We start from the raw sequence: 18,216 nt of genomic DNA, 5'->3' as shown, positions 1-18,216 counted from the left end.
TCAGTGGATACGGCAGCGAGACCTTAGTTCAGCCTCTGGCGGCGTCGATCGAGCACCGCGCCGACAGCCAAAGGCCGTACCTCGGGCCTTTTGAGCACCGCGTAGATCACGCCGGTCAGCAGACGACCGGCCAAAATCGCCAGCAGGTACAGCCCGGCACCAGCGCGGCTTTGGCCGCTTCGCGCTCGCCTGGGCGAACGTGCCGCGCGCGATCAGGCTGGCGATTCCCATGCCGATCGGCGGTACCATCCCGGCGGCCATGGTGTTGCGTGTGCGCCGCAGCGCAGCAAGCACATGACCGCCGCTGCCCCTTGCGGGCAACGGCACAGTGGCCGAAGCTAGCCGCCTCCGAATGAGCCGCCTTCTGATGAACATCGAACAGATCACCCAGCGCCTGCATGCGATCCGGGATCGCAACGACTGGCAACGCTTTCACAGCCCGAAGAACCTGGCCATGGCCGCCAGCGTGGAAATGTCCGAACTGCTGGAAATATTCCAGTGGCTGGGCGAGGACGAGTCACGCCGGCTGCCGGCTGACAAGCTGGAACACGCCGGGCAGGAAGTCGGCGATATCCTCATGTACCTGCTGCTGATGTGCGCCGAACTGGGCATCGATATGGAACAGGCACTGCTGGCCAAGCTGGCCGACAACGAGCGGCGGTTCGCCCGATGAGCGATCGCCATTTCGACGAACTCGCCGCGCGCTTCGCCGAGAAGATCTACGGCGGCGCCAAGGGTGCGATCCGTCTCGCCGTGTTGCAGGCGGACCTTGCCGAGACGCTGCCGCAACGCCCGCTGCGTGTACTCGACATTGGCGCCGGTCTTGGCCACATGGCCCTCTGGCTGGCGCAACAGGGCCATCAGGTGACCCTCGCCGAACCCGCTGAACCGATGCTCGCCGGCGCGCGTGAACGGTTCGCCCAGGCAGGCCAGCCGGGCACGTTCATTCAGGCCGCCTGGCAGGACCTGGACGCTCGGGTCGAGGGCCGTTTCGATCTGATCGTCTGCCACGCGGTTCTGGAATGGCTCGCCGAACCGCAAGCGATCCTGCCGGTGCTGCACCGCCTGGTTGCAGCCGATGGCTGGCTGTCCCTGGCCTTCTACAACCGCGATGCGCTGATCTACCGCAACCTGCTGAAGGGCCATTTCAAGAAACTGCGCACACAATCGTTCGCCGGTGAACGTCAGAGTCTCACGCCGCAGCGCCCGCTCGATCCTCGGGAGCTGGCGGCGCAACTCGCACCAGACTGGCGGGTCGAATCATGCAGTGGCGTGCGTGTGTTTCACGATTACATGCCCGCCGATTTCCAGGCGCGCACCGAGCCTGCCGACCTGATCGAGATGGAACTGGCTTACCGCCGCCATCCCGCCTTCGCCGGCCTCGGGCGATACCTGCACTGGTTGTGCCGGCCAAACTGAGCGCCGGCCGGGAGGTTTCCATGTTGATCCGTGCTGCACTGCCCCTTCTGTGCGTCAGCCTCGTGGCCTGCCAGGGCAGCAACCCGTACACCAGCGAGTCCGAACCCATTCCGCCAGCGCCTCCGGTCGAGCAGATCCAGTCACCCAGCTACCCGGCCGCGCCACGGGACTTTTCTGCCTACCAGAGCTGGAGCTGGCGCACTCCGCCAGCCGGAACCGCATCGCTGGCAGGCGAGCAATTGCAGGAGATGGTCGCCGGTGCCCTCGATCAGCGGGGGCTGCGACCTGCGCCCGATAACGCCCGTGGCGACGTGCAAATCAGTGCCAGCGCCAGCATGGAGACCCGGGTGCGACAGACTTATGACGATTACGGGCCCTACGTCGGCGCGGGCCGCTACGGTGGATACGGCACCGGCTATGGCATCGGGGGCAGTGCGCCGATAATACGAAGCTATGAGGAGCAGGTGGTTTCGGTGCACATCCAGATGTACGACGGCAGCTCGGGGCAGGCCATCTGGAGCAACCGCGCCGAAGCGCGCAGTGGCGGCGATCAGGCCGAACGCAAGGATGCGGCACGTGACGCGGTGAACCGCGCGCTGGCGCAATATCCTCCGCGCTGAATGCAGGCTAGAAGGTGTTACGAGGAGAACCGACATGGTCCGGCAATTGATGATGCTCGCCCTGCTGTTGCCGCTGGCGGCCTGCCAGAGCACGCAGGTACAACGCGATTTCGATCCACAGCGGGACTTTTCCGCCTATCGCAGCTGGCATTGGAAAGAGCCGGCACTGCAGTACCGCCCGGACGACCCGCGAGTCAAAAGTGACCTCACCGAACAGCGTATTCGCAGCGCGGTCAGCGAGCAGCTCGACCAGCGCGGCTTGCGTCAGGCCCAGGCCGGCAGCCAGCCGGACGTGCTGGTCCAGGCCTGGTTCATCGTCGATGAACGTTCCCAGCAATACACCACCGCGTCGATGGGGGCCTGGGGTAACCCATGGCACGGCTTCTGGGGCGGACCGATGTACAGCGACACCCGGACCATCCATTACCAGGTCGGTACGCTGCAGGTCGATTTCTACGACGCGGCGGACGGCAAGCTGGTGTGGCGCGGCAGTGCCGAACAGGTCCTGCGTGATGATCCGGGCAGCCCGCAGGAACGTGCGGGTATGTTCCGCGAGACGGTTCACAAGGTACTGTCGCAATACCCACCGCATTAGCCGCCTCGGCGCAGCCTGGTTCCGCCCGCCGCGTCCGGCGGGCTTCTTTTTATCGTTTTATCGGAGTGATTCGCATGCCCGTCGTTGCCTGGTGGCTCCTCGTCCTGCCCTTCGTCGCCGGGGCTTTCCTACCGTTGCAGGCCGGCATCAACGGACAGGTGGCCAAGCATTTCGGCAGCGTGATGAGCGCGGCCATGCTGTCGTTCGCCGTGGGCACCCTGGCATTGCTCTGCATCGTCCTGTTCCAGCGTGAACTACCGGGGTTGCAAGCCTTGCGCGGCTTGAGCGGGTGGCATTGGTGCGCCGGCCTTCTGGGCATGTTCTTCATCGCCACCGCAGCCTACGCCGGGCCGCGTATCGGCGCATTGCTGTTCATGGCGCTGGTACTGGCCGGGCAACTGGGCATGGCGCTGCTGCTCGACCACTTCGGCTGGGCGGGCTTCCGGCAATCGTCGATCAGCCTCGGCAAGGTCGCCGGGCTGGTGCTGATCTTCGGTGGGGTGTGGATGATTCGCCGCGGCTGAGGCGGCGGATCGAAACGGCTATTTACGCTCGAACGCGTAGAACAGATTGGGCTCGCTGACCAGATACATGTCACCGCGCGCGTCGAAGGTCATACCCTCGGCCTGTGGCACGCTGTTGCTCAATCCCGCGAAGCCACTCCACAGCGAGCGGAAGCTGACCAGATCGCCATTGCCGTCCAGTTCCAGGATCATCTTCGCTTCGTCGCTGAGCAGCACCAGATGGCCGGTACGCTCGTCGAAGTGCACCGACGACAGGTCGCTGGCCATGCCCTTGTCTTCGATCCAGGCTTCACGATCGATTATTTTGAGATTCAACTGGCCGTGCAGACTGGCTTTGACGCCCTGGATCTCGTAGAGCTTGCGCGGTGAATGTTCCTTGACCACGAAGAGCCGATCGCCGGCGCGGTCATAGCCAATTCCCTCGAAACCGGCGTTGCCCTGCTCGTTCAGGGCCAGCGAGACGCTGGCGTAATCTTCGCGCTGCAACGCACCAGGTCGATCCGGCACGGGCAGGATCACCACCGACTGGCTGCGCTCTTCCGTTACCGCCAGCAGGTTGTCGCCCAGATAGGTGATGCCTTCGACATCCTGGAAGCCTTGCAACGGGTAGCGAGCGATGAAGTTGCCGTCCTGATCCAGCGCAATCAGCTCCTCTGGGTTGTTGATGACCGCCCAGAGATGGTTGCGACCCTCGTCGTACGTCAGCCCGGAAAGATTGTCGGACACCGACGCCACCGGCAACGCATCGACCCGCACCCTGTATTCGGGGAGCCAAAGGCTGCGGGCTTCCCAGCTGTTTTCGTTCCAGGCCGACTGAAGCGCGTAGAACACCCGCTCATCCAAGTGAAAGGTCGCGGCGGCATAGAGCGAACCGGCCGCCAGCAACCCCAGCGCCCAGGCACCTGGACGGGTGCTCGGCCACCATTGAGGTCGTGCATTGGTAACAGTCATTGTCGTTTTCTCGAAAGAGCAGTGGCCAATAGCCTGCTCAGGAAAGATTACCGTTATGTGACGATTGGGCCACCTGGCGCCAAATTGCCTCTACTGACCCACCGTCCGGGAGCGGGTTCAACGTCCAGCCATGGGAACTGCCGGACGGATCGATAGCCCAATGCCCCGGGGAACGGCTACGCTTGCACCCCGATCGTACGGCAGGAGAGCAATATGCGGGTGGAAAGTTTTTTCGAATGGCTGGGCCAGGCGCTCGGTACGGTGATTCGCTACATCGTCGATGCGCTCAGCGGCTTCTTCAGCCTGTTCGCCGACGCCGGGGCCAATTTTCTGGAGGGATTGTCGCGGACCCTGGGCATGGACCGCTCGTTGATCAGCCTGGTCGCCCTGGCAATCGGTTTGATGCTTCTGGTGGCGGCCGTTCGGGCGTTCTTCCGTCGCTCGATCATCGCCGGTGTCATTTATCTGTTCCTGGGGCTCTGGCTGTTGAGCTGGTTGATCCACTAGGCGTACCAAAGACTGACCTCCGTACGACACTGCACCACTCCGGCTTCGGGCTGCTGGCCGCGTGGGTTACGGCCACGTATCATTCCGGGCTGCCCTGGAGCCCTCAATGTCTCGGTTGTTGACCGCCTGGCAGCACGCCCCCACCCACAAACGGGTCTGGGCGCTGGCTGCGCCGATGATTCTGTCGAATCTTTCCGTGCCGCTGGTGGCGCTGGTCGACAGCGCCGTGATCGGCCATCTGCCGCATGCCCACCAATTGGCATCGGTTGCGGTGGGCGGCAGCCTCTATACGCTGCTGGTGTGGGTCATGGGCTTCTTGCGCATGGGCACGACCGGCTTCGCCGCCCAGGCCGCGGGGCGCGACGATGGCGGCGCACTGCGCCAGGTATTGCTGCAAGGGCTGCTGTTGGCGCTCGGCTTTGCGCTGTTGCTGAGCCTTTTCGCGCTGCCGCTCAAGGGCTACGCCCTGCAATTGATGCAACCGTCCGCCGAACTCGACGACCTGACCCAACGCTATTTCCATACGCGCCTGTTCGGTTTGCCGGCAGCGTTGGCGAGCCTCGCGCTGATCGGCTGGTTTCTCGGCACCCAGAACGCCCGCGCGCCCCTTGCGATTCTGCTGACCACCAACCTGACCAATGTCGCCCTGGACCTCTGGTTCGTCATCGGCCTTGACTGGGGCGTGGCAGGCGCCGCACGGGCGTCGGTGATTGCCGAATGGAGCGGCGTGGCGGTCGGCCTGGCCCTCACCCGCGGCGCCCTGGTGCGCTATCCCGGCCGCCTGGACAGGCACGCCTTGCGGCGCTGGGCCAGTTGGAAGGCGCTGATGTCGGTCAACCGGGACATATTCCTGCGGTCGCTTGCGCTGCAACTGGTGTTTTTTCTGATCACCGTCCAAGGCACACGACTCGGTGATGCCACCGTCGCTGCCAATGCGCTGCTACTCAACGGTCTGATGCTCACCGCTCACGCCCTCGACGGCCTGGCTCACGCAGTGGAAGCCCTCAGCGGCCATGCCATCGGCGCGCAGAACCGAACCGAACTGCGCCGTATCCTCACCGTTGCCGCGGGCTGGTCGTTGCTCGCCAGCCTTGCCTTCGGCCTGTTCTTCCTGTTCGGCGGCGAGCTGTTCATCGGCCTGCAGACCGATATTCCCGCCGTGCGCGAAACAGCGATCACCTACCTGCCGTACCTGGCGGCGCTGCCCCTGGTCGCTGTCTGGAGCTATCTGCTCGATGGCCTGTTCATCGGCGCAACCCGAGCGCGCGAAATGCGCAATGCGATGCTTCTGGCCGTGGCGATTTCGCTACCATTGGGTTGGCTGCTGCGTGCGCTGGGCAATCATGGATTGTGGTTGGCCTTTCTCGCCTTCATGCTGCTGCGAGGCCTCTGCCTCGGCAGTATCGCCCGACGCCTTCAGCGCCAACAGCAATGGTTCACCGCGACCCATGCCACAGCGGCAGCAACCCCATCCAGAGGACACTGAACAATGGCCTACGCCGTCGCCGCCTACCTGCACTTCGTGGCGATCTTCCTGCTCTTCGCCCTGCTGCTGCTGGAGCACCAGTTGTTCAGCCAGCCGCTGAATCTGGCGCGGGCACGCAGCCTGTTCCGCGCCGACACCGCGTTCGGCATCGTCGCCGGCCTGGTGCTGATCACCGGCGCCGCCCGCGCCATGCGCTACGGCAAGGGAATGGACTACTACCTCAACAACAGTTTCTTTCATGCCAAGATCGGCCTGTTCGTGGTCGTCGCACTGTTGTCGATCTACCCCACCGTCACCTTCCTGCGCTGGCGCCCCGCACTGAAGGCCGGTCAGGTCCCGGCCATCAGCCCAGCCAGCGCGCGCTGGGTGAAGCTGATCATCCGCATCGAGCTGCTCGCACTGCTGCTGATCCCACTGTTTGCCACGCTGATGGCTCGCGGTTTCGGCGTCATTGCGCAGGGCTCGTGAGGCCCGGCGCGCTCGCTGACAGCGGCTCTCAACAGGCACACCGTTCAATCATTTTGCAACCAATCCCGTTTGCCAGAGCCGAACCCTCACCCATCGATCCCTTCTAAGCACACACGACTCCAGGAGGTTCCCCATGACCAGACCACCTCTCATCGCCTGCGGCCTCGCCCTGTGGGCGCCACTGGCCTTGGCCCAGACACCGAAACCCGAAGTCATCACGCATTTGAACGGGCTCGACGTGGAAGTCAGCGCCATGGGTGTTCCTACTTCGACATCCGACGCCGGTGTCGAGCTGGTCGGTATTCGGGCGGTCCGCGTCATGAACAAGAGCGAAGACACCGTGACATGCGAGTTCCACGTGCCGGACGAAGCCAGGGCGGACACCTCGGCTCCACCGGTGTTCACCGTCACGTCCAATAGCCAACGGGTCGAACGGGTTCCCGGCGACTACTCCCCCGACAAGCCTTTTGCCGAGCTGACCTGCCGCGCCGCCAATCAGAGCGTCGGGACGCAGAGCCCGGTCCCCTCCAGCGAACCCGGCGCAGAACCCGCCGCCGAGCCTGCAACGCCCTCCACTCCGGCCGATGGAAACGATTCGACGCGTTCTCGAGACGCGTCCGGCCGCGATCGCTGAGTCGCCGCCCCGTCATCCATCGACGGGCGAGACGACCGCTCGCCGATCGATCCTGTGCCGGCCAATAGCACCGGCCGGTCGGGTTTGCCCAGGCGCCGGCTTCACGGCACCGGCGACGCTCGGACCCTCGCCCGGCGGCCTCCGCTCACCGATCGAAGTGAACTTATGAGCCAGCGGTACGATCCCCTCTTATGCACACTCAAAGCGAGCCTGGCGGGCCAGCGCATCCGCGTTGATTCACGCACGGCTCGCCCAGCGATGAGGAACTGCCGTGACCGCAACCACCCCTCACACCTACCCGAGCATGCCCAACCCGCTGCATGCGACGTTGCTCGCCGGAACCGTCCCCCTGTTTCTCGGCGCCCTGCTGAGTGATATCGCCTACTTTCGCAGCTATCAGATTCAATGGAGCAACTTCTCCTCCTGGCTGATCGCCGGGGGACTGGTCTTCTGCGGACTGGCGCTTGTGTTCGCCATCGTCAACCTGATACGCGCCCGCCATAAGGCAGGACGGCCTCTGGTCTACCTGCTGGTTTTGCTGGCGACCTGGGTGCTGGGCTTCATCAACGCGCTCGAGCACGCCAAGGACGCATGGGCGACCATGCCCGCGGGCCTGGTTCTATCGGTGGTCGTCACCTTGCTCGCCTGTCTGGCGACATGGATCGGCCTCACTGATCAGCGAGCGGGAGAGACAGCATGAAACACGCCAGCGCATTGACCACCCTGACTCTCGCGCTACTGCTCGGTGCATGCGGCGGCGACAGTGAGGAGCTGGATAACGCCCAGTTGCACGGTGCCGACCCGAAGCTTCCCGAACCCGAGCGCGGTCTGCTGCCGAGCATGAAGATTGCGGAACCGGCGCCGTGGGGCGACCAGCAGCCGACCGTGCCGCCAGGCTATAGCGTCACGGCGATCGCGACCGAACTGAAAATCCCTCGCCAGACGCTCGTGCTCCCCAACGGCGACATCCTGGTCGCCGAGGGTCGCGGTGGCAACGCCGCGAAGCTCAAACCGAAGGACGTGATCGCCGGCTATATCAAGGCGCGGGGCAACACCTCGGTGGAAAGCGGCGATCGCCTGACATTACTGCGCGACGCCGACGGAGACGGAACCTACGAGATACAGACCGTATTCGCCGACAACCTGAACGCACCGTATGGACTGGCCCTGTTCGAGGGCAACCTGTACGTGGCGAACCAGGACGCCCTGGTACGCTTCGACTACCAGCCGGGCCAGACCGAAGCCAGCGGATCGCCGACCAAGGTCACCGACCTTCCGTCGGCGATCAACCACCACTGGACCAAGGCACTGACCATTAGCGCCGACGGGCGTTTTCTGTACGTGGGCATCGGTTCCAACAGCAACATCACCGAGCGTGGGATGGAGGCCGAAGTCGACCGTGCCCTGGTCTGGCAGATCGATGCCCGGACCGGCGCCTACAAGCCCTACGCAACCGGCTTGCGCAACCCGACGGCCTTGGCGATGCAGCCCGGGACCGGGCAGCTCTGGGCGGTAGTGAACGAGCGGGACGAGCTGGGCGAGGACCTGGTACCGGACTACCTGACGTCGGTGCGCGAAGGCGGTTTCTACGGTTGGCCCTACAGCTACTGGGGCCAGAACGTGGATACCCGTGTACGCCCGCAGGACCCTGAAAAGGTTGCCGCCGCGATCACGCCCGATTACGCCCTGGGCTCGCACGTCGCCGCCCTCGGCCTGGACTTCTCCGAGCCGGCGATGGGCGAACAGTTCGCCGAGGGCGTATTCATCGGCGAGCACGGCAGCTGGAACCGCAAGAATCCGGTCGGCTACAAAGTGATTTTCGTGCCGTTCAGCAACGGGCGCCCCTCAGGACCGCCCGTCGATTTCATGACCGGCTTTCGCACAGCTGATGGCAAGACCCGCGGCCGGCCTGTGGGAGTCACTGTCGATCCGAGCGGTGCGCTGATCGTCGCGGACGACCTGGCGAACACGCTGTGGCGGGTGACCCGCACCCAGTGACACCCGGTGAGGCCGGGAGGCACCGGCGTCCGCTTGGGCGTCGGCGCCATTCCACTTGCAGACGGATCAGGCGGCGGTCAGCTCTCGCGGGCCCTTTTGATCCGATGATCCCAACGGCGCTTGGCGAAACGACGCATATTGGGGATGTCGTCGGTTTCATCCATGATCGGTTTGCCGATGATGGTTTCCATGATGTCTTCCAGCGTGACCAGTCCGCGCCAGCTCCCGAATTCGTCATACACCAGGCACATGTGCTGACGCTCGTGCAACAACTGGGTCATGAGTGTTTCCACGCTGATCGTTTCAGGCGCGACCTTTACCGGCTTCATGATCGACGATACCGGTGCCTCGTCATCGGCCGCCGCGAGCGCGTCATATCGGAAGATGACGCCAAGCGGGGTCTCGTCCTCACCGATCACCGGGTAGCGCGAGAACTGGCTGTCGACCACCTTGTCCTTGAACGCGCCAATGGCGATCTCCGGAGCCGTGCAATCGCAAACCGTGCGAGGCGTCATGATGTCGCGAACCTTGATCTCGTGCAGATCCAGGATATTGCTGATGACGCGCTGCTCATCCTCATCGAGGCTTTTCGTTTCGCGGCCCAGCACGGTCAGGGCCTTGATCTCCTGACGGATGTCATGCTCGGGCTCCTTCCCGCCGAACAGGCGCATGATCATGTCCGAGAGCAGGATGAAGGGTTTGAGCATCCAGATCATGGCCGTCAACAGCGGCGGCAGATACGGAGCGAGGACACGCCAATACCGGGCGCCGATGGTTTTCGGAAGAATCTCCGACAGGACCAGAATCAGAATGGTCATGACGGCGGATGCGACGCCGACGTAGCCGTTGCCGAACACGACGGTGACCTGCGCACCGACACCGGTCGCTCCGACCGTGTGAGCAACGGTATTGAGCGTCAGGATGGCAGCCAGAGGCTGATCGACCTTGTCTTTGAGTGCTTTCAGCCGCTCGTAGAGCTTTGGCCTGGAGGCCTTCTGGTTGGCGATGAAGCTAGGGGTGAGCGAGAGCAGTGCGGCTTCCAGGATCGAACAGACGAAGGAAACCAGGATGGATAAGACAGCGAACGCTATCAGGAGTGTCATGAGCCAAAAGTATCGTTACCAAGGGCTGTCCAATCTACAGCAAATGCGCAAGGCGATGACGAACCCTGGCGATCGACGCTGCAACATTTCATTTCCTCGCCCTTTCTGATCCGTCCCTGCCGGCACGGTGCAACGCGCAAGACAACCCTGGCCACGTCGTGGCGTCGCGTGTCGCTGTCGCTGGCGGACCCTCCCAGCGACAGCTGCGGCCCCTGGTTATCCAAGCCAGGCGAATGGTTGCGCCGGGTCTCAGCTCGGCTGGTAGCCGCCGGGCACCGGGGCGAAGGACACGCCGAAGCGATTCCAGACATTGATGGTCGCCACCGCCAGCGTGAGGTTGACCAGTTGCGGCTCGGAGAAATGCTGGCGCACCTCATCGAACAGGGCGTGTCCGACCCCGTTGGGCAGCAACGTATTCGCCTCCGCCCAGGCCAGCGCAGCGCGCTCGCGGTCAGAGAAAAACGGCGTTTCGCGCCAGGCGCTCAAGGCATAGATACGCTGCTCGGTTTCGCCCATAGCGCGCGCGTCCTTGGTATGCATGTCGATGCAGAACGCACACTGGTTGAGCTGCGAAACGCGGATCTTGACCAGCTCCATCAAGGGCTTGTCGACGCCCTCTTCGCTGCGGCTCTGGCGGGCCAGGTAGGTTTCCAGGCCCATGATCGCTTTCACCGCATCAGGGGCCGCCGCTTGATAATTCATGCGCATGGTGGTGTCTCCTCGGTTTGAATGTGGAGTCCAGCCTACGCAGCCGTCAGCACGCGCTATTGTAGAATTTCGACATCTTCGAACACGGGGCCGTCATGTCTTCGTTGCACGAGCGCGTACCGCCGCTCCACGGCTTCATCGCACGACCGCCAAGCCCGGCGCTGGCTGCTCATGTCCAGCGTTTCTGGTGGCTGGAAGGCGAGATGGCAACGGCCTACGACGCGCAGTTGTTACATCCGGACGGCGGCAGCGGTGTGATTTTCAACTTCGCCGAGCCGCTGAGCCTGAACGGGATCGCGCACGCACCTGCCGCGCTGATCGTCGGACCGCAACTGACGAGCTGTCGCATGCAATTGGCGGCTCGGGTGAGCCTGATGGGCGTGCGTTTTCGCCCTGGCATGGGCACGCCTTTCTTCGGGATCGGCCTTGACGAACTGTCCGGCTTTCACGGTAGCGATTGGCCCGGACTGCGGCTGACCCGTCTCGTCGACGCATTGGCAGAACTTGACCGCGAAGCCCAGCAGGCACTGGTCGAGCGGGAGCTGCTGGCCCAGCTCCAACGCGCACAGACGCATCGCTCGCCGGTCCAGCAGCTGCTCGCGCAGATCGCGGCCCGTGATGGCCGCGAGCGTCTGGCCGAGGTGATGCAGAGCGTGCCTCTGGGCCAGCGACAGCTCGAGCGCCTGTTCCGCTATCAGGTCGGGCTGACGCCCAAACAGTTCAGCCGCATCCAGCGTGTGGCATTGGTGCGGCGCGAGCTCAGGTCAGGTGGATCGCTGCTGGATACGGCGCTGGCGTGCGGTTACAGCGACCAGGCGCATTTCATACATGATTTCAAGGCGGTGGTCGGCATGACGCCAGGCCAGTACCGGCTTCGCGCGCAAGGCCGTGCGAAATGAGCGCCTGACCGCGGCACGTCGGCGTGCGGTTCAACGCCTTCGCCAATTGCCGAGCTTATCGTCAGCGTCAGCTGGCCGGCTGCTTTTCAGTCCCTGCGCGCAACCAGCAGTCCTGCGCCCGCACTGGCGAGCAATCCGGCGCACGCCCGGTTGAACAGCCGCCTCATCGATGGACGTGAGAACCAGTGACGCAGCACGCTCCCCAGGTAGGCATAAGCCGCGATCGCCAGCCATTCGAGTATCACGAAGCAAACCCCGAGCACCAGGAACTGAACGCCCACGTCACCGGCCGGGTCGACGAACTGCGGCAGAAACGCCGTGAAGATCAGGATGGCTTTCGGATTGCCGGCGGCTAGCAGGAATTCCTGCCTCGCAAGCCCGAACAGGCTCTTGTGCGCCTCCTGGACGATGTCGCCGTCGACGGCCGCCGCGTTCCATAGCTGGAACGCCAGCCAGAACAGGTAGAGCCCGCCGACCACCTTGATCGCCAGGAACAGTGTTTCCGATGCATAGAGAATCGACGCAAGGCCTGTTGCCGCCAGGGTAATCATGCCAACGAACGCCACGAGCCGACCGATACCAGCGTAACAGGCGACACGGACGCCGTAACGTTTTGCGTTGGCCATCGAAAGCAGATTGTTCGGCCCGGGCGCCATGTTCAGTGCAAAACATGCCGGCAGGAAGAGCAACAGTGTCGTCACGTTCATGGTGTATCCCCTGGCGTACCCACGGCGCAGGCCCCATCGCCCCCACGTCATCCGGCGGACGCCGTAGCCAAGCGTGGCGGGTGCAAAGCCGGCCACGCGGATTTTACCGGTTTGGCGGGTGGCGTTCACCCGTCCGGCGTTCCCATTCGATGCGCCGTTGCGCGGCCTGGTCAGGAAATGCCGCTCGCGGCTGTTTTCCCCTGATCGCGTAGGGCGCGATGGCAGCGATTCACGCCATATAAATGTTATGTTATAACTACCGTTTTATCGTCACAGCACAACCGCCATGACCGAAGCCGAACTCCTTGCCCAACCCGCCGACGCCTACATGAACGAGGCGCAACAAGCGTTTTTTCGAGCACTGCTGCTGTGCCAGCGCGAACAATTGCAAGTGCGCATCGCCGATGAGTTCCAACTGCTGCGAGAGCAGGAGCCCAGCAGCGATCCATCTGACGTCGGTACCGCCGAGGAGCAGCGCCAATGGCAGCTCCGGTTGCTGGAACGGGAAAAGAAACTGCTCGACAAGATCGATGATTCGCTCGACCGACTCGCCCGTGGGGAATACGGCTGGTGCACGGAAACCGGCGATCCCATCGGGCTCAGGCGATTGCTGCTACGGCCTACCACGACGTTATGCATCGAAGCGAAAGAGCGGCAGGAAGCCCGTGAAAAACACCAACGAAGCGCCTGAGAGATCACCATGAACCGCCTCCCTGTAACCGTTTTATCCGGCTTTCTCGGTGCCGGCAAAAGCACCCTGCTCAACCACATCCTGAAAAATCGCGAGGGCCTCAAGGTCGCGGTGATCGTCAATGACATGAGCGAGGTCAACATCGACGGCAGCGAGGTGCAACGCGACGTGAGCCTTAACCGCGCCGAAGAAAAGCTCGTCGAGATGAGTAACGGCTGCATCTGCTGCACCCTGCGCGAAGACCTGCTCGACGAAGTCGCCAAGCTGGCACGCGAGGACCGCTTCGACTACCTGTTGATCGAATCAACCGGCATCTCGGAACCCCTGCAGGTGGCCGAAACCTTCACCTTCCGGGACGACAGGGGCCAGAGCCTGGCGGACCTGGCGCGCCTGGACACCCTGGTTACGGTGGTGGACGGTGTCAATTTCCTGCACGATTTCCAGGCTGCGCAGAGCCTGGCGAGCCGTGGCGAGACCCTCGGCGAAGAGGATGAACGTTCGATCACCGATCTGCTGATCGAGCAGGTCGAGTTCGCCGACGTCATTCTCATCAGCAAGATAGACCTGATATCAAGCGCAGACCGCGAGGAACTCATCGCGATCATTGGCCGCTTGAACACCCATGCCGATATCTTGCCGATGAGCATGGGCAAGGTATCCCTGACGAAGATTCTCGACACCGGTCGCTTCGACTTCGCGCGCGCTGCCGAAGCCCCGGGCTGGCTCAAGGAAATGCGCGGCGAGCACCTGCCCGAAACCCAGGAGTACGGCATCGCGTCCGCCGCATATGTCGCGCGGCGCCCCTTCCATCCGCAACGCTTTCACGACTTCCTCGATCGCGAGTGGAGCAACGGCCGGCTGCTGCGCTCGAAGGGCTATTTCTGGCTGGCGAGCCGCCCGCAAGAGGCGGGCAGCTGGTCCCAGGCCGGCGGGCTGATGCGCTACGAGTACGCCGGCCGCTGGTGGCGTTTCACGCCGGAGGCGCAATGGCCCGCCGATGAGCAGTCGCGTGAGGCCATCAGGATGAAATGGGACGCTGAAAGCGGTGACTGCCGGCAGGAACTGGTGTTCATCGGTCAGAACATCGATTTCGATCGTCTGCGCACCGAACTCGACGCGTGCCTGCTCAGCGAGCAGGAATGGAACCTCGGTCCGGAACGCTGGCTGCGGCTGCCCGACCCCTTCGCTCCCTGGCACCAGGACGTCGCGTGATGATCGCTCGCGAGATGCCACGCCCACGCCCGCAGCAGCGCTTCGGGGATACGCCCGCGGTGTTGGCCGAGGCGCTGAGCGACGCGGTGAACCTTGCGGTATGGCAACGCCAGTTGCCGCTGCACATCGCCGGCTTTGCCCAGACGCTGCTGGCGCTCGGCGAGCCGCTGGCCGAGTCGCTCACGCTCGAACCGGATGCCGACGCTGAGTGCGACCTGCAACTGCGCTCCCTGGCGTCGGGCTACCGGAGCCTTGCCGGACACGCCGGATTCGTCGCCGATGTGGCCTGGTTGGTGCAGGCATTCGCCTGCCTGCTGGATGCCCGCCGCATCGGGCTGCGCCTGCGGGTACTGGATAAGCCGATGTGCCCGCGGTTTCATGTGGACCAGGTGCCACTGCGGCTGATCACGACCTATGCAGGCGCCGGCAGCGAGTGGCTACGCGAAGACAGCATGCCTCGCAGCCAACTGGGCGATCCAGGCGCTGGGCCGATCTCGGACGCCGATATCGAGCACCTCCAGCCTGGCGAGGTCGCCTTGTTCAAAGGCGAAAAATGGCAGGGCAACGAAGGGGCTGGCATCGTCCATCGCTCGCCCCAGGCCGCACCCGGCAATGGCCGGCTGATCCTCACGCTGGACTGGCTGGCCTAGAAGGGGCCGGACGCCAGGTCCGCCCCCTTCGAGCGGGCACGCTATCAGGCCGCCATCTTCTCGCATTCCTCGGCGCAGGTGCGGCAGGCATCGGCACAGGCCTGGCAATGGTCCATCTGGTGCTTGGCGCATTCCTCCGCGCAATCGCGGCAGACGCCTGCGCAGAGCTTGCAGAACGCCGACGCATAAGGGCTGTCCCGAGTCATCAGCAGCGCGGCCATGGCGCACAGGTCGGCGCAGTCGCGATCCAGCTGGATGCAGCGAGCCATCATCTTCACCTCGTCCTCGCGCAGGCAGGAGGCCGCACAGGTTTCACAGACCAGCGCACAGTTGGAGCACGCCTGGATACACGCCTGATACTTGGAATTGAGCATAGTTGTTTCTCCTCGGTCGGTTGCTGGATCGGTCGCCCTCTCGGCGAGCATGGGTCCTTTCATTGGGGGACCGGGGGCGCTTTAAAGTTCAGCCTGATCGACTCGGCGGACCCCGCGACACCGTGCAACCCACAGCGACGCCGCAGCCGCCGTTACAATGGCGCTCCACATCACCACGCATGCCTGCCTCGATGCCGTACACCCTTGCCGCGCCCTGTGAATTCCAGGAAATCATCCGCAAGAGCCGCTTTCTCGCGAAGGCCGCCCCTGTGAACAGCGCCGAAGAAGCCCAGGCCTTCCTTGAGGCTGTCAGCGACCCCAGCGCAACGCACAACTGCTGGGCGTGGAAGATTGGCAACCAGTATCGCTTCAGCGATGACGGCGAGCCGGGCGGAACCGCGGGACGGCCGATGCTCACTGCGATAGAGGGCCAGGCCTGCGACCGGGTCGTGGTCGTGGTGATCCGCTGGTTTGGCGGCATTCAGCTCGGTACCGGAGGCCTGGCCCGCGCGTACGGCGGGTCGGTTGCCAAATGCCTGCAGGCCGGTGAGCGCATCGAGCTGGTTAGACGAGATCGCTACCACTGTCACTGCCGCTTCGCCGAGCTGCCACTGCTCAAGGCGCGTTTGAACGAACACGACGCCCTGCTCGAAAGCGAGACATTCGATGCCGAGGGCGCCGAACTGGTGCTGGCCTTGCCACCTGAACAACAACCACGGCTGGCGCAACTGCTCGCCGATATCAGCCGCGGGCGAAGTGTGCTGCGCTCGCTCGACGGCTGAGCGTCCCGTTCGCTGAACTGCGCCCAGCGCGGGAAGTCCTTATTACATCGGCGTTGCCGTTGGGTCAGCCGTTCGACTGTGCGTCTCGCTCCACCGAATCGGTGGCCATGCTGAACGCGCGTTCCGTTTCTAGAGGAGTCCAACCATGAAAGGCAATTTCAGATGGCTCATCCCGGGGGCCGTATTGCTCGCAGCCCTGGGCCTTGCCGGCTGCGATGCGGAAAAGACCGAAGAAGGCAAGCTGCCTGACGTCGACGTTGAAGGCGGCAACATGCCCAAGTACGACGTGGACGCACCGGAAGTCGACGTCGGCACCAAGGAAAAGACCGTGACCGTGCCGGATGTGGACGTCACCATGCCCGACGACGAGCCGGACATGGGTGAGCCCGTCGAGCCTCGCGAGCCAGCTACCGCGCCGGCCCCACAAAACTGATCCGCACGCGGCCCGTCGAGGCCGACGAACACAGCCATGCCGACCCGATCGCGCATGGCTTTTTCATGCGCAGGTTTTCCACCATATGTGTGCATTTCATTGTGGATAACCTTGGGAACGAGCGCGCCAGCCCACTGGCCACGGGCGGTTCAAGGAAGCGAGCAATTTTTGGCCAGCGCGGTACGACTATCCTTTTTGAACGATAAACCGTCGCCAATCAAGCCGTTACGTCAGAAGATCCGGCCGTCCCGCGGTGCGATCAAACGCCACCCGATCCGACAGTTATAAACAGAAGGCGTGGAGAACCCTGTGGATATCCGTTGGACAGAAGACGCGCGCCCCGGTCCGTTCTCGCTTGCAGGCCTGTGGTCGTTCCATAGGCAGGCATCTGCGGCCCGCCGCGTCCGCTGCATGAACGCAGGGCAACGAAGCCCAACGTTGACTCTGGGGTCAGCCGTCTCAACGCGGTTAGAATGTGGGTTTTACGGACGAGGTTTCCAACATGTACGAATGGCTCAATGCCTTGCCCAAAGCCGAGCTGCACCTGCACCTCGAAGGCGCTCTCGAACCTGAATTGCTTTTTCGTCTCGCCGAGCGCAACAAGATCGCCCTGCCCTGGGACACCGTCGATGCGCTGCGCAGCGCCTATGCCTTTGGCAACCTGCAGGAGTTTCTGGACCTCTACTATGCCGGCGCCGATGTGCTGCGTACCGAGCAGGATTTCTATGACCTGACCTGGGCGTACTTGCAAAAGTGCGAAGAACAGAATGTGGTCCACACCGAGCCCTTCTTCGACCCGCAGACCCATACCGACCGTGGTATCGCCTTTGAAGTCGCCATGCGCGGCATCAGCGGGGCCCTGGCCGATGGCCGTGAATTGCTGGGCATCAGTAGCGGCCTGATCCTCAGTTTCCTGCGTCACCTGCCCGAAGAAGAAGCCTTCAAGACACTGGAACAGGCGATGCCGTTTCGCGATGCCTTCTTTGCGGTCGGCCTCGACAGCTCGGAGATGGGCCATCCGCCGAGCAAATTCGAGCGGGTCTTCGCCAAGGCGCGTGCCGAAGGTTTCCTCGCGGTCGCGCATGCCGGCGAAGAAGGCCCACCGGACTATATCTGGCAAGCGCTGGACCTGCTCAAGGTCAGCCGAATCGACCATGGCGTTCGCGCCGCCGAGGACCCGAAGCTCGTCGAACGCCTCATCGAACAGCAGATACCGCTGACCGTCTGCCCGCTATCGAACACCAAGCTCTGCGTATTCGACGACATGAGCCAGCACAACATCCTGCGGCTGCTGGAGCAAGGGGTGAAGGTGACAGTGAATTCTGACGACCCAGCCTACTTTGGCGGTTACGTGACCGAAAACTTCATGGCGCTGCATGAGAGCCTCGGCATGACGCAAGAGCAGGCGCGGCGCCTGGCGCAGAACAGCCTCGACGCACGGCTGGCCAAGTGAGG

General features: G+C 63.5%; 22 protein-coding genes and 2 pseudogenes. 18 read left to right on the top strand and 6 right to left on the bottom strand.

Features of this window, described 5'->3' with window-relative positions; genetic code table 11:
• Nucleotides 1–23 precede the first annotated feature (23 nt).
• Nucleotides 24–264, bottom strand: a pseudogene (locus GQA94_RS23375) (hypothetical protein); the annotation flags it as partial.
• 103 nt (nucleotides 265–367) lie between these two features.
• On the opposite strand from GQA94_RS23375, the gene GQA94_RS07730 reads away from it, so the two are divergent.
• The 5 genes from GQA94_RS07730 to GQA94_RS07710 all read left to right on the top strand — a co-directional run bounded on the left by GQA94_RS07730 (nucleotide 368) and on the right by GQA94_RS07710 (nucleotide 3,158).
• Nucleotides 368–673 carry a nucleotide pyrophosphohydrolase gene (locus tag GQA94_RS07730; RefSeq protein ID WP_158187463.1) on the top strand — a complete coding sequence of 102 codons (306 nt, stop codon included), beginning with the start codon at nucleotides 368–370 and terminating at the stop codon, nucleotides 671–673.
• On the top strand, nucleotides 670–1,419 hold the full coding sequence (locus GQA94_RS07725; protein WP_158187462.1) for a methyltransferase domain-containing protein: 750 nt from the start codon (nucleotides 670–672) through the stop codon (nucleotides 1,417–1,419). Before GQA94_RS07730 ends, GQA94_RS07725 begins: the two co-directional genes overlap by 4 nt.
• Before the next feature lie 20 nt (nucleotides 1,420–1,439).
• Nucleotides 1,440–2,039 (top strand): DUF4136 domain-containing protein, encoded by a 600-nt coding sequence (locus GQA94_RS07720; RefSeq protein WP_158187461.1) that lies wholly within the window; start codon nucleotides 1,440–1,442, stop codon nucleotides 2,037–2,039.
• Between the two features lie 34 nt (nucleotides 2,040–2,073).
• On the top strand, nucleotides 2,074–2,634 hold the full coding sequence (locus GQA94_RS07715; protein ID WP_158187460.1) for a DUF4136 domain-containing protein: 561 nt from the start codon (nucleotides 2,074–2,076) through the stop codon (nucleotides 2,632–2,634).
• A 74-nt stretch (nucleotides 2,635–2,708) separates the two neighbouring features.
• Nucleotides 2,709–3,158, top strand: coding sequence for a DMT family transporter (locus GQA94_RS07710; protein ID WP_158187459.1), 450 nt, complete (start codon nucleotides 2,709–2,711; stop codon nucleotides 3,156–3,158).
• A gap of 18 nt (nucleotides 3,159–3,176) precedes the next feature.
• Here GQA94_RS07710 and GQA94_RS07705 read toward each other — a convergent pair whose 3' ends face one another.
• A complete protein-coding gene (locus GQA94_RS07705; RefSeq protein WP_158187458.1) occupies nucleotides 3,177–4,109 on the bottom strand; it encodes an SdiA-regulated domain-containing protein in 933 nt (310 codons plus the stop codon).
• 213 nt (nucleotides 4,110–4,322) lie between these two features.
• Here GQA94_RS07705 and GQA94_RS07700 point away from each other — a divergent pair, with 213 nt between their 5' ends.
• From GQA94_RS07700 to GQA94_RS07675, 6 genes and pseudogenes are all read left to right on the top strand, one after another.
• The gene (locus GQA94_RS07700; protein WP_158187457.1) at nucleotides 4,323–4,616 is read left to right on the top strand and encodes a hypothetical protein; all 294 of its coding nucleotides are present in this window, start codon (nucleotides 4,323–4,325) and stop codon (nucleotides 4,614–4,616) included.
• Nucleotides 4,617–4,722: 106 nt separating this feature from the next.
• A complete protein-coding gene (locus tag GQA94_RS07695; protein WP_158187456.1) occupies nucleotides 4,723–6,102 on the top strand; it encodes an MATE family efflux transporter in 1,380 nt (459 codons plus the stop codon).
• Nucleotides 6,103–6,105: 3 nt separating this feature from the next.
• Nucleotides 6,106–6,570, top strand: a complete 465-nt coding sequence (locus tag GQA94_RS07690) for a DUF2214 family protein (RefSeq protein WP_158187455.1) — start codon at nucleotides 6,106–6,108, stop codon at nucleotides 6,568–6,570.
• 133 nt (nucleotides 6,571–6,703) lie between these two features.
• Nucleotides 6,704–7,072, top strand: a pseudogene (locus GQA94_RS07685) (hypothetical protein); the annotation flags it as partial.
• A 403-nt stretch (nucleotides 7,073–7,475) separates the two neighbouring features.
• The gene (locus GQA94_RS07680) at nucleotides 7,476–7,904 is read left to right on the top strand and encodes a DUF2231 domain-containing protein (RefSeq protein ID WP_423835401.1); all 429 of its coding nucleotides are present in this window, start codon (nucleotides 7,476–7,478) and stop codon (nucleotides 7,902–7,904) included.
• Complete coding sequence (locus GQA94_RS07675; RefSeq protein WP_158187454.1) at nucleotides 7,901–9,202, top strand: PQQ-dependent sugar dehydrogenase; 1,302 nt, start codon at nucleotides 7,901–7,903, stop codon at nucleotides 9,200–9,202. Before GQA94_RS07680 ends, GQA94_RS07675 begins: the two co-directional genes overlap by 4 nt.
• Nucleotides 9,203–9,279: 77 nt before the next feature.
• On the opposite strand, the gene GQA94_RS07670 is transcribed toward GQA94_RS07675, so the two are convergent.
• Entirely contained in the window at nucleotides 9,280–10,305 is a 1,026-nt protein-coding gene (locus tag GQA94_RS07670) for a CNNM domain-containing protein (RefSeq protein ID WP_158187453.1), read from the bottom strand.
• Between the two features lie 249 nt (nucleotides 10,306–10,554).
• Nucleotides 10,555–11,013 (bottom strand): carboxymuconolactone decarboxylase family protein, encoded by a 459-nt coding sequence (locus GQA94_RS07665; RefSeq protein ID WP_158187452.1) that lies wholly within the window; start codon nucleotides 11,011–11,013, stop codon nucleotides 10,555–10,557.
• Between the two features lie 95 nt (nucleotides 11,014–11,108).
• Between GQA94_RS07665 and GQA94_RS07660 the strand changes: the two genes are divergently transcribed.
• Nucleotides 11,109–11,912 carry a helix-turn-helix transcriptional regulator gene (locus GQA94_RS07660; protein ID WP_158187451.1) on the top strand — a complete coding sequence of 268 codons (804 nt, stop codon included), beginning with the start codon at nucleotides 11,109–11,111 and terminating at the stop codon, nucleotides 11,910–11,912.
• An 86-nt stretch (nucleotides 11,913–11,998) separates the two neighbouring features.
• On the opposite strand, the gene GQA94_RS07655 is transcribed toward GQA94_RS07660, so the two are convergent.
• Complete coding sequence (locus GQA94_RS07655; RefSeq protein ID WP_158187450.1) at nucleotides 11,999–12,619, bottom strand: LysE family translocator; 621 nt, start codon at nucleotides 12,617–12,619, stop codon at nucleotides 11,999–12,001.
• A gap of 286 nt (nucleotides 12,620–12,905) precedes the next feature.
• On the opposite strand from GQA94_RS07655, the gene dksA reads away from it, so the two are divergent.
• The 3 genes from dksA to GQA94_RS07640 are packed head-to-tail and all read left to right on the top strand — an operon-like array spanning nucleotide 12,906 to nucleotide 15,172.
• Nucleotides 12,906–13,310 (top strand): RNA polymerase-binding protein DksA, encoded by a 405-nt coding sequence (gene dksA, locus GQA94_RS07650; RefSeq protein WP_158187449.1) that lies wholly within the window; start codon nucleotides 12,906–12,908, stop codon nucleotides 13,308–13,310.
• Nucleotides 13,311–13,319: 9 nt separating this feature from the next.
• Nucleotides 13,320–14,522: a zinc metallochaperone GTPase ZigA gene (gene zigA, locus GQA94_RS07645; RefSeq protein WP_158187448.1), complete on the top strand. Its 1,203-nt coding sequence runs from the start codon at nucleotides 13,320–13,322 to the stop codon at nucleotides 14,520–14,522.
• Entirely contained in the window at nucleotides 14,522–15,172 is a 651-nt protein-coding gene (locus GQA94_RS07640; protein WP_158187447.1) for a DUF1826 domain-containing protein, read from the top strand. The genes zigA and GQA94_RS07640 overlap by 1 nt, the downstream gene beginning before the upstream one ends.
• 44 nt (nucleotides 15,173–15,216) lie before the next feature.
• Here the strand turns inward: GQA94_RS07640 and GQA94_RS07635 are convergent, their stop codons facing one another.
• Nucleotides 15,217–15,546 (bottom strand): four-helix bundle copper-binding protein, encoded by a 330-nt coding sequence (locus GQA94_RS07635; protein ID WP_158187446.1) that lies wholly within the window; start codon nucleotides 15,544–15,546, stop codon nucleotides 15,217–15,219.
• Nucleotides 15,547–15,737: 191 nt separating this feature from the next.
• On the opposite strand from GQA94_RS07635, the gene GQA94_RS07630 reads away from it, so the two are divergent.
• From GQA94_RS07630 to GQA94_RS07620, 3 genes are all read left to right on the top strand, one after another.
• Nucleotides 15,738–16,328: an IMPACT family protein gene (locus tag GQA94_RS07630; protein ID WP_158187445.1), complete on the top strand. Its 591-nt coding sequence runs from the start codon at nucleotides 15,738–15,740 to the stop codon at nucleotides 16,326–16,328.
• Nucleotides 16,329–16,473: 145 nt separating this feature from the next.
• Entirely contained in the window at nucleotides 16,474–16,761 is a 288-nt protein-coding gene (locus GQA94_RS07625; protein WP_158187444.1) for a hypothetical protein, read from the top strand.
• Between the two features lie 502 nt (nucleotides 16,762–17,263).
• Nucleotides 17,264–18,214 carry an adenosine deaminase gene (locus tag GQA94_RS07620; protein ID WP_158187443.1) on the top strand — a complete coding sequence of 317 codons (951 nt, stop codon included), beginning with the start codon at nucleotides 17,264–17,266 and terminating at the stop codon, nucleotides 18,212–18,214.
• Nucleotides 18,215–18,216 lie beyond the last annotated feature (2 nt).

The organism is Stutzerimonas stutzeri (assembly GCF_009789555.1).
GTDB lineage: Bacteria > Pseudomonadota > Gammaproteobacteria > Pseudomonadales > Pseudomonadaceae > Stutzerimonas > Stutzerimonas stutzeri_R.
Note: the sequence above shows the minus strand (reverse complement) of the source record. Positions and strands in the feature narration are given on the sequence as shown.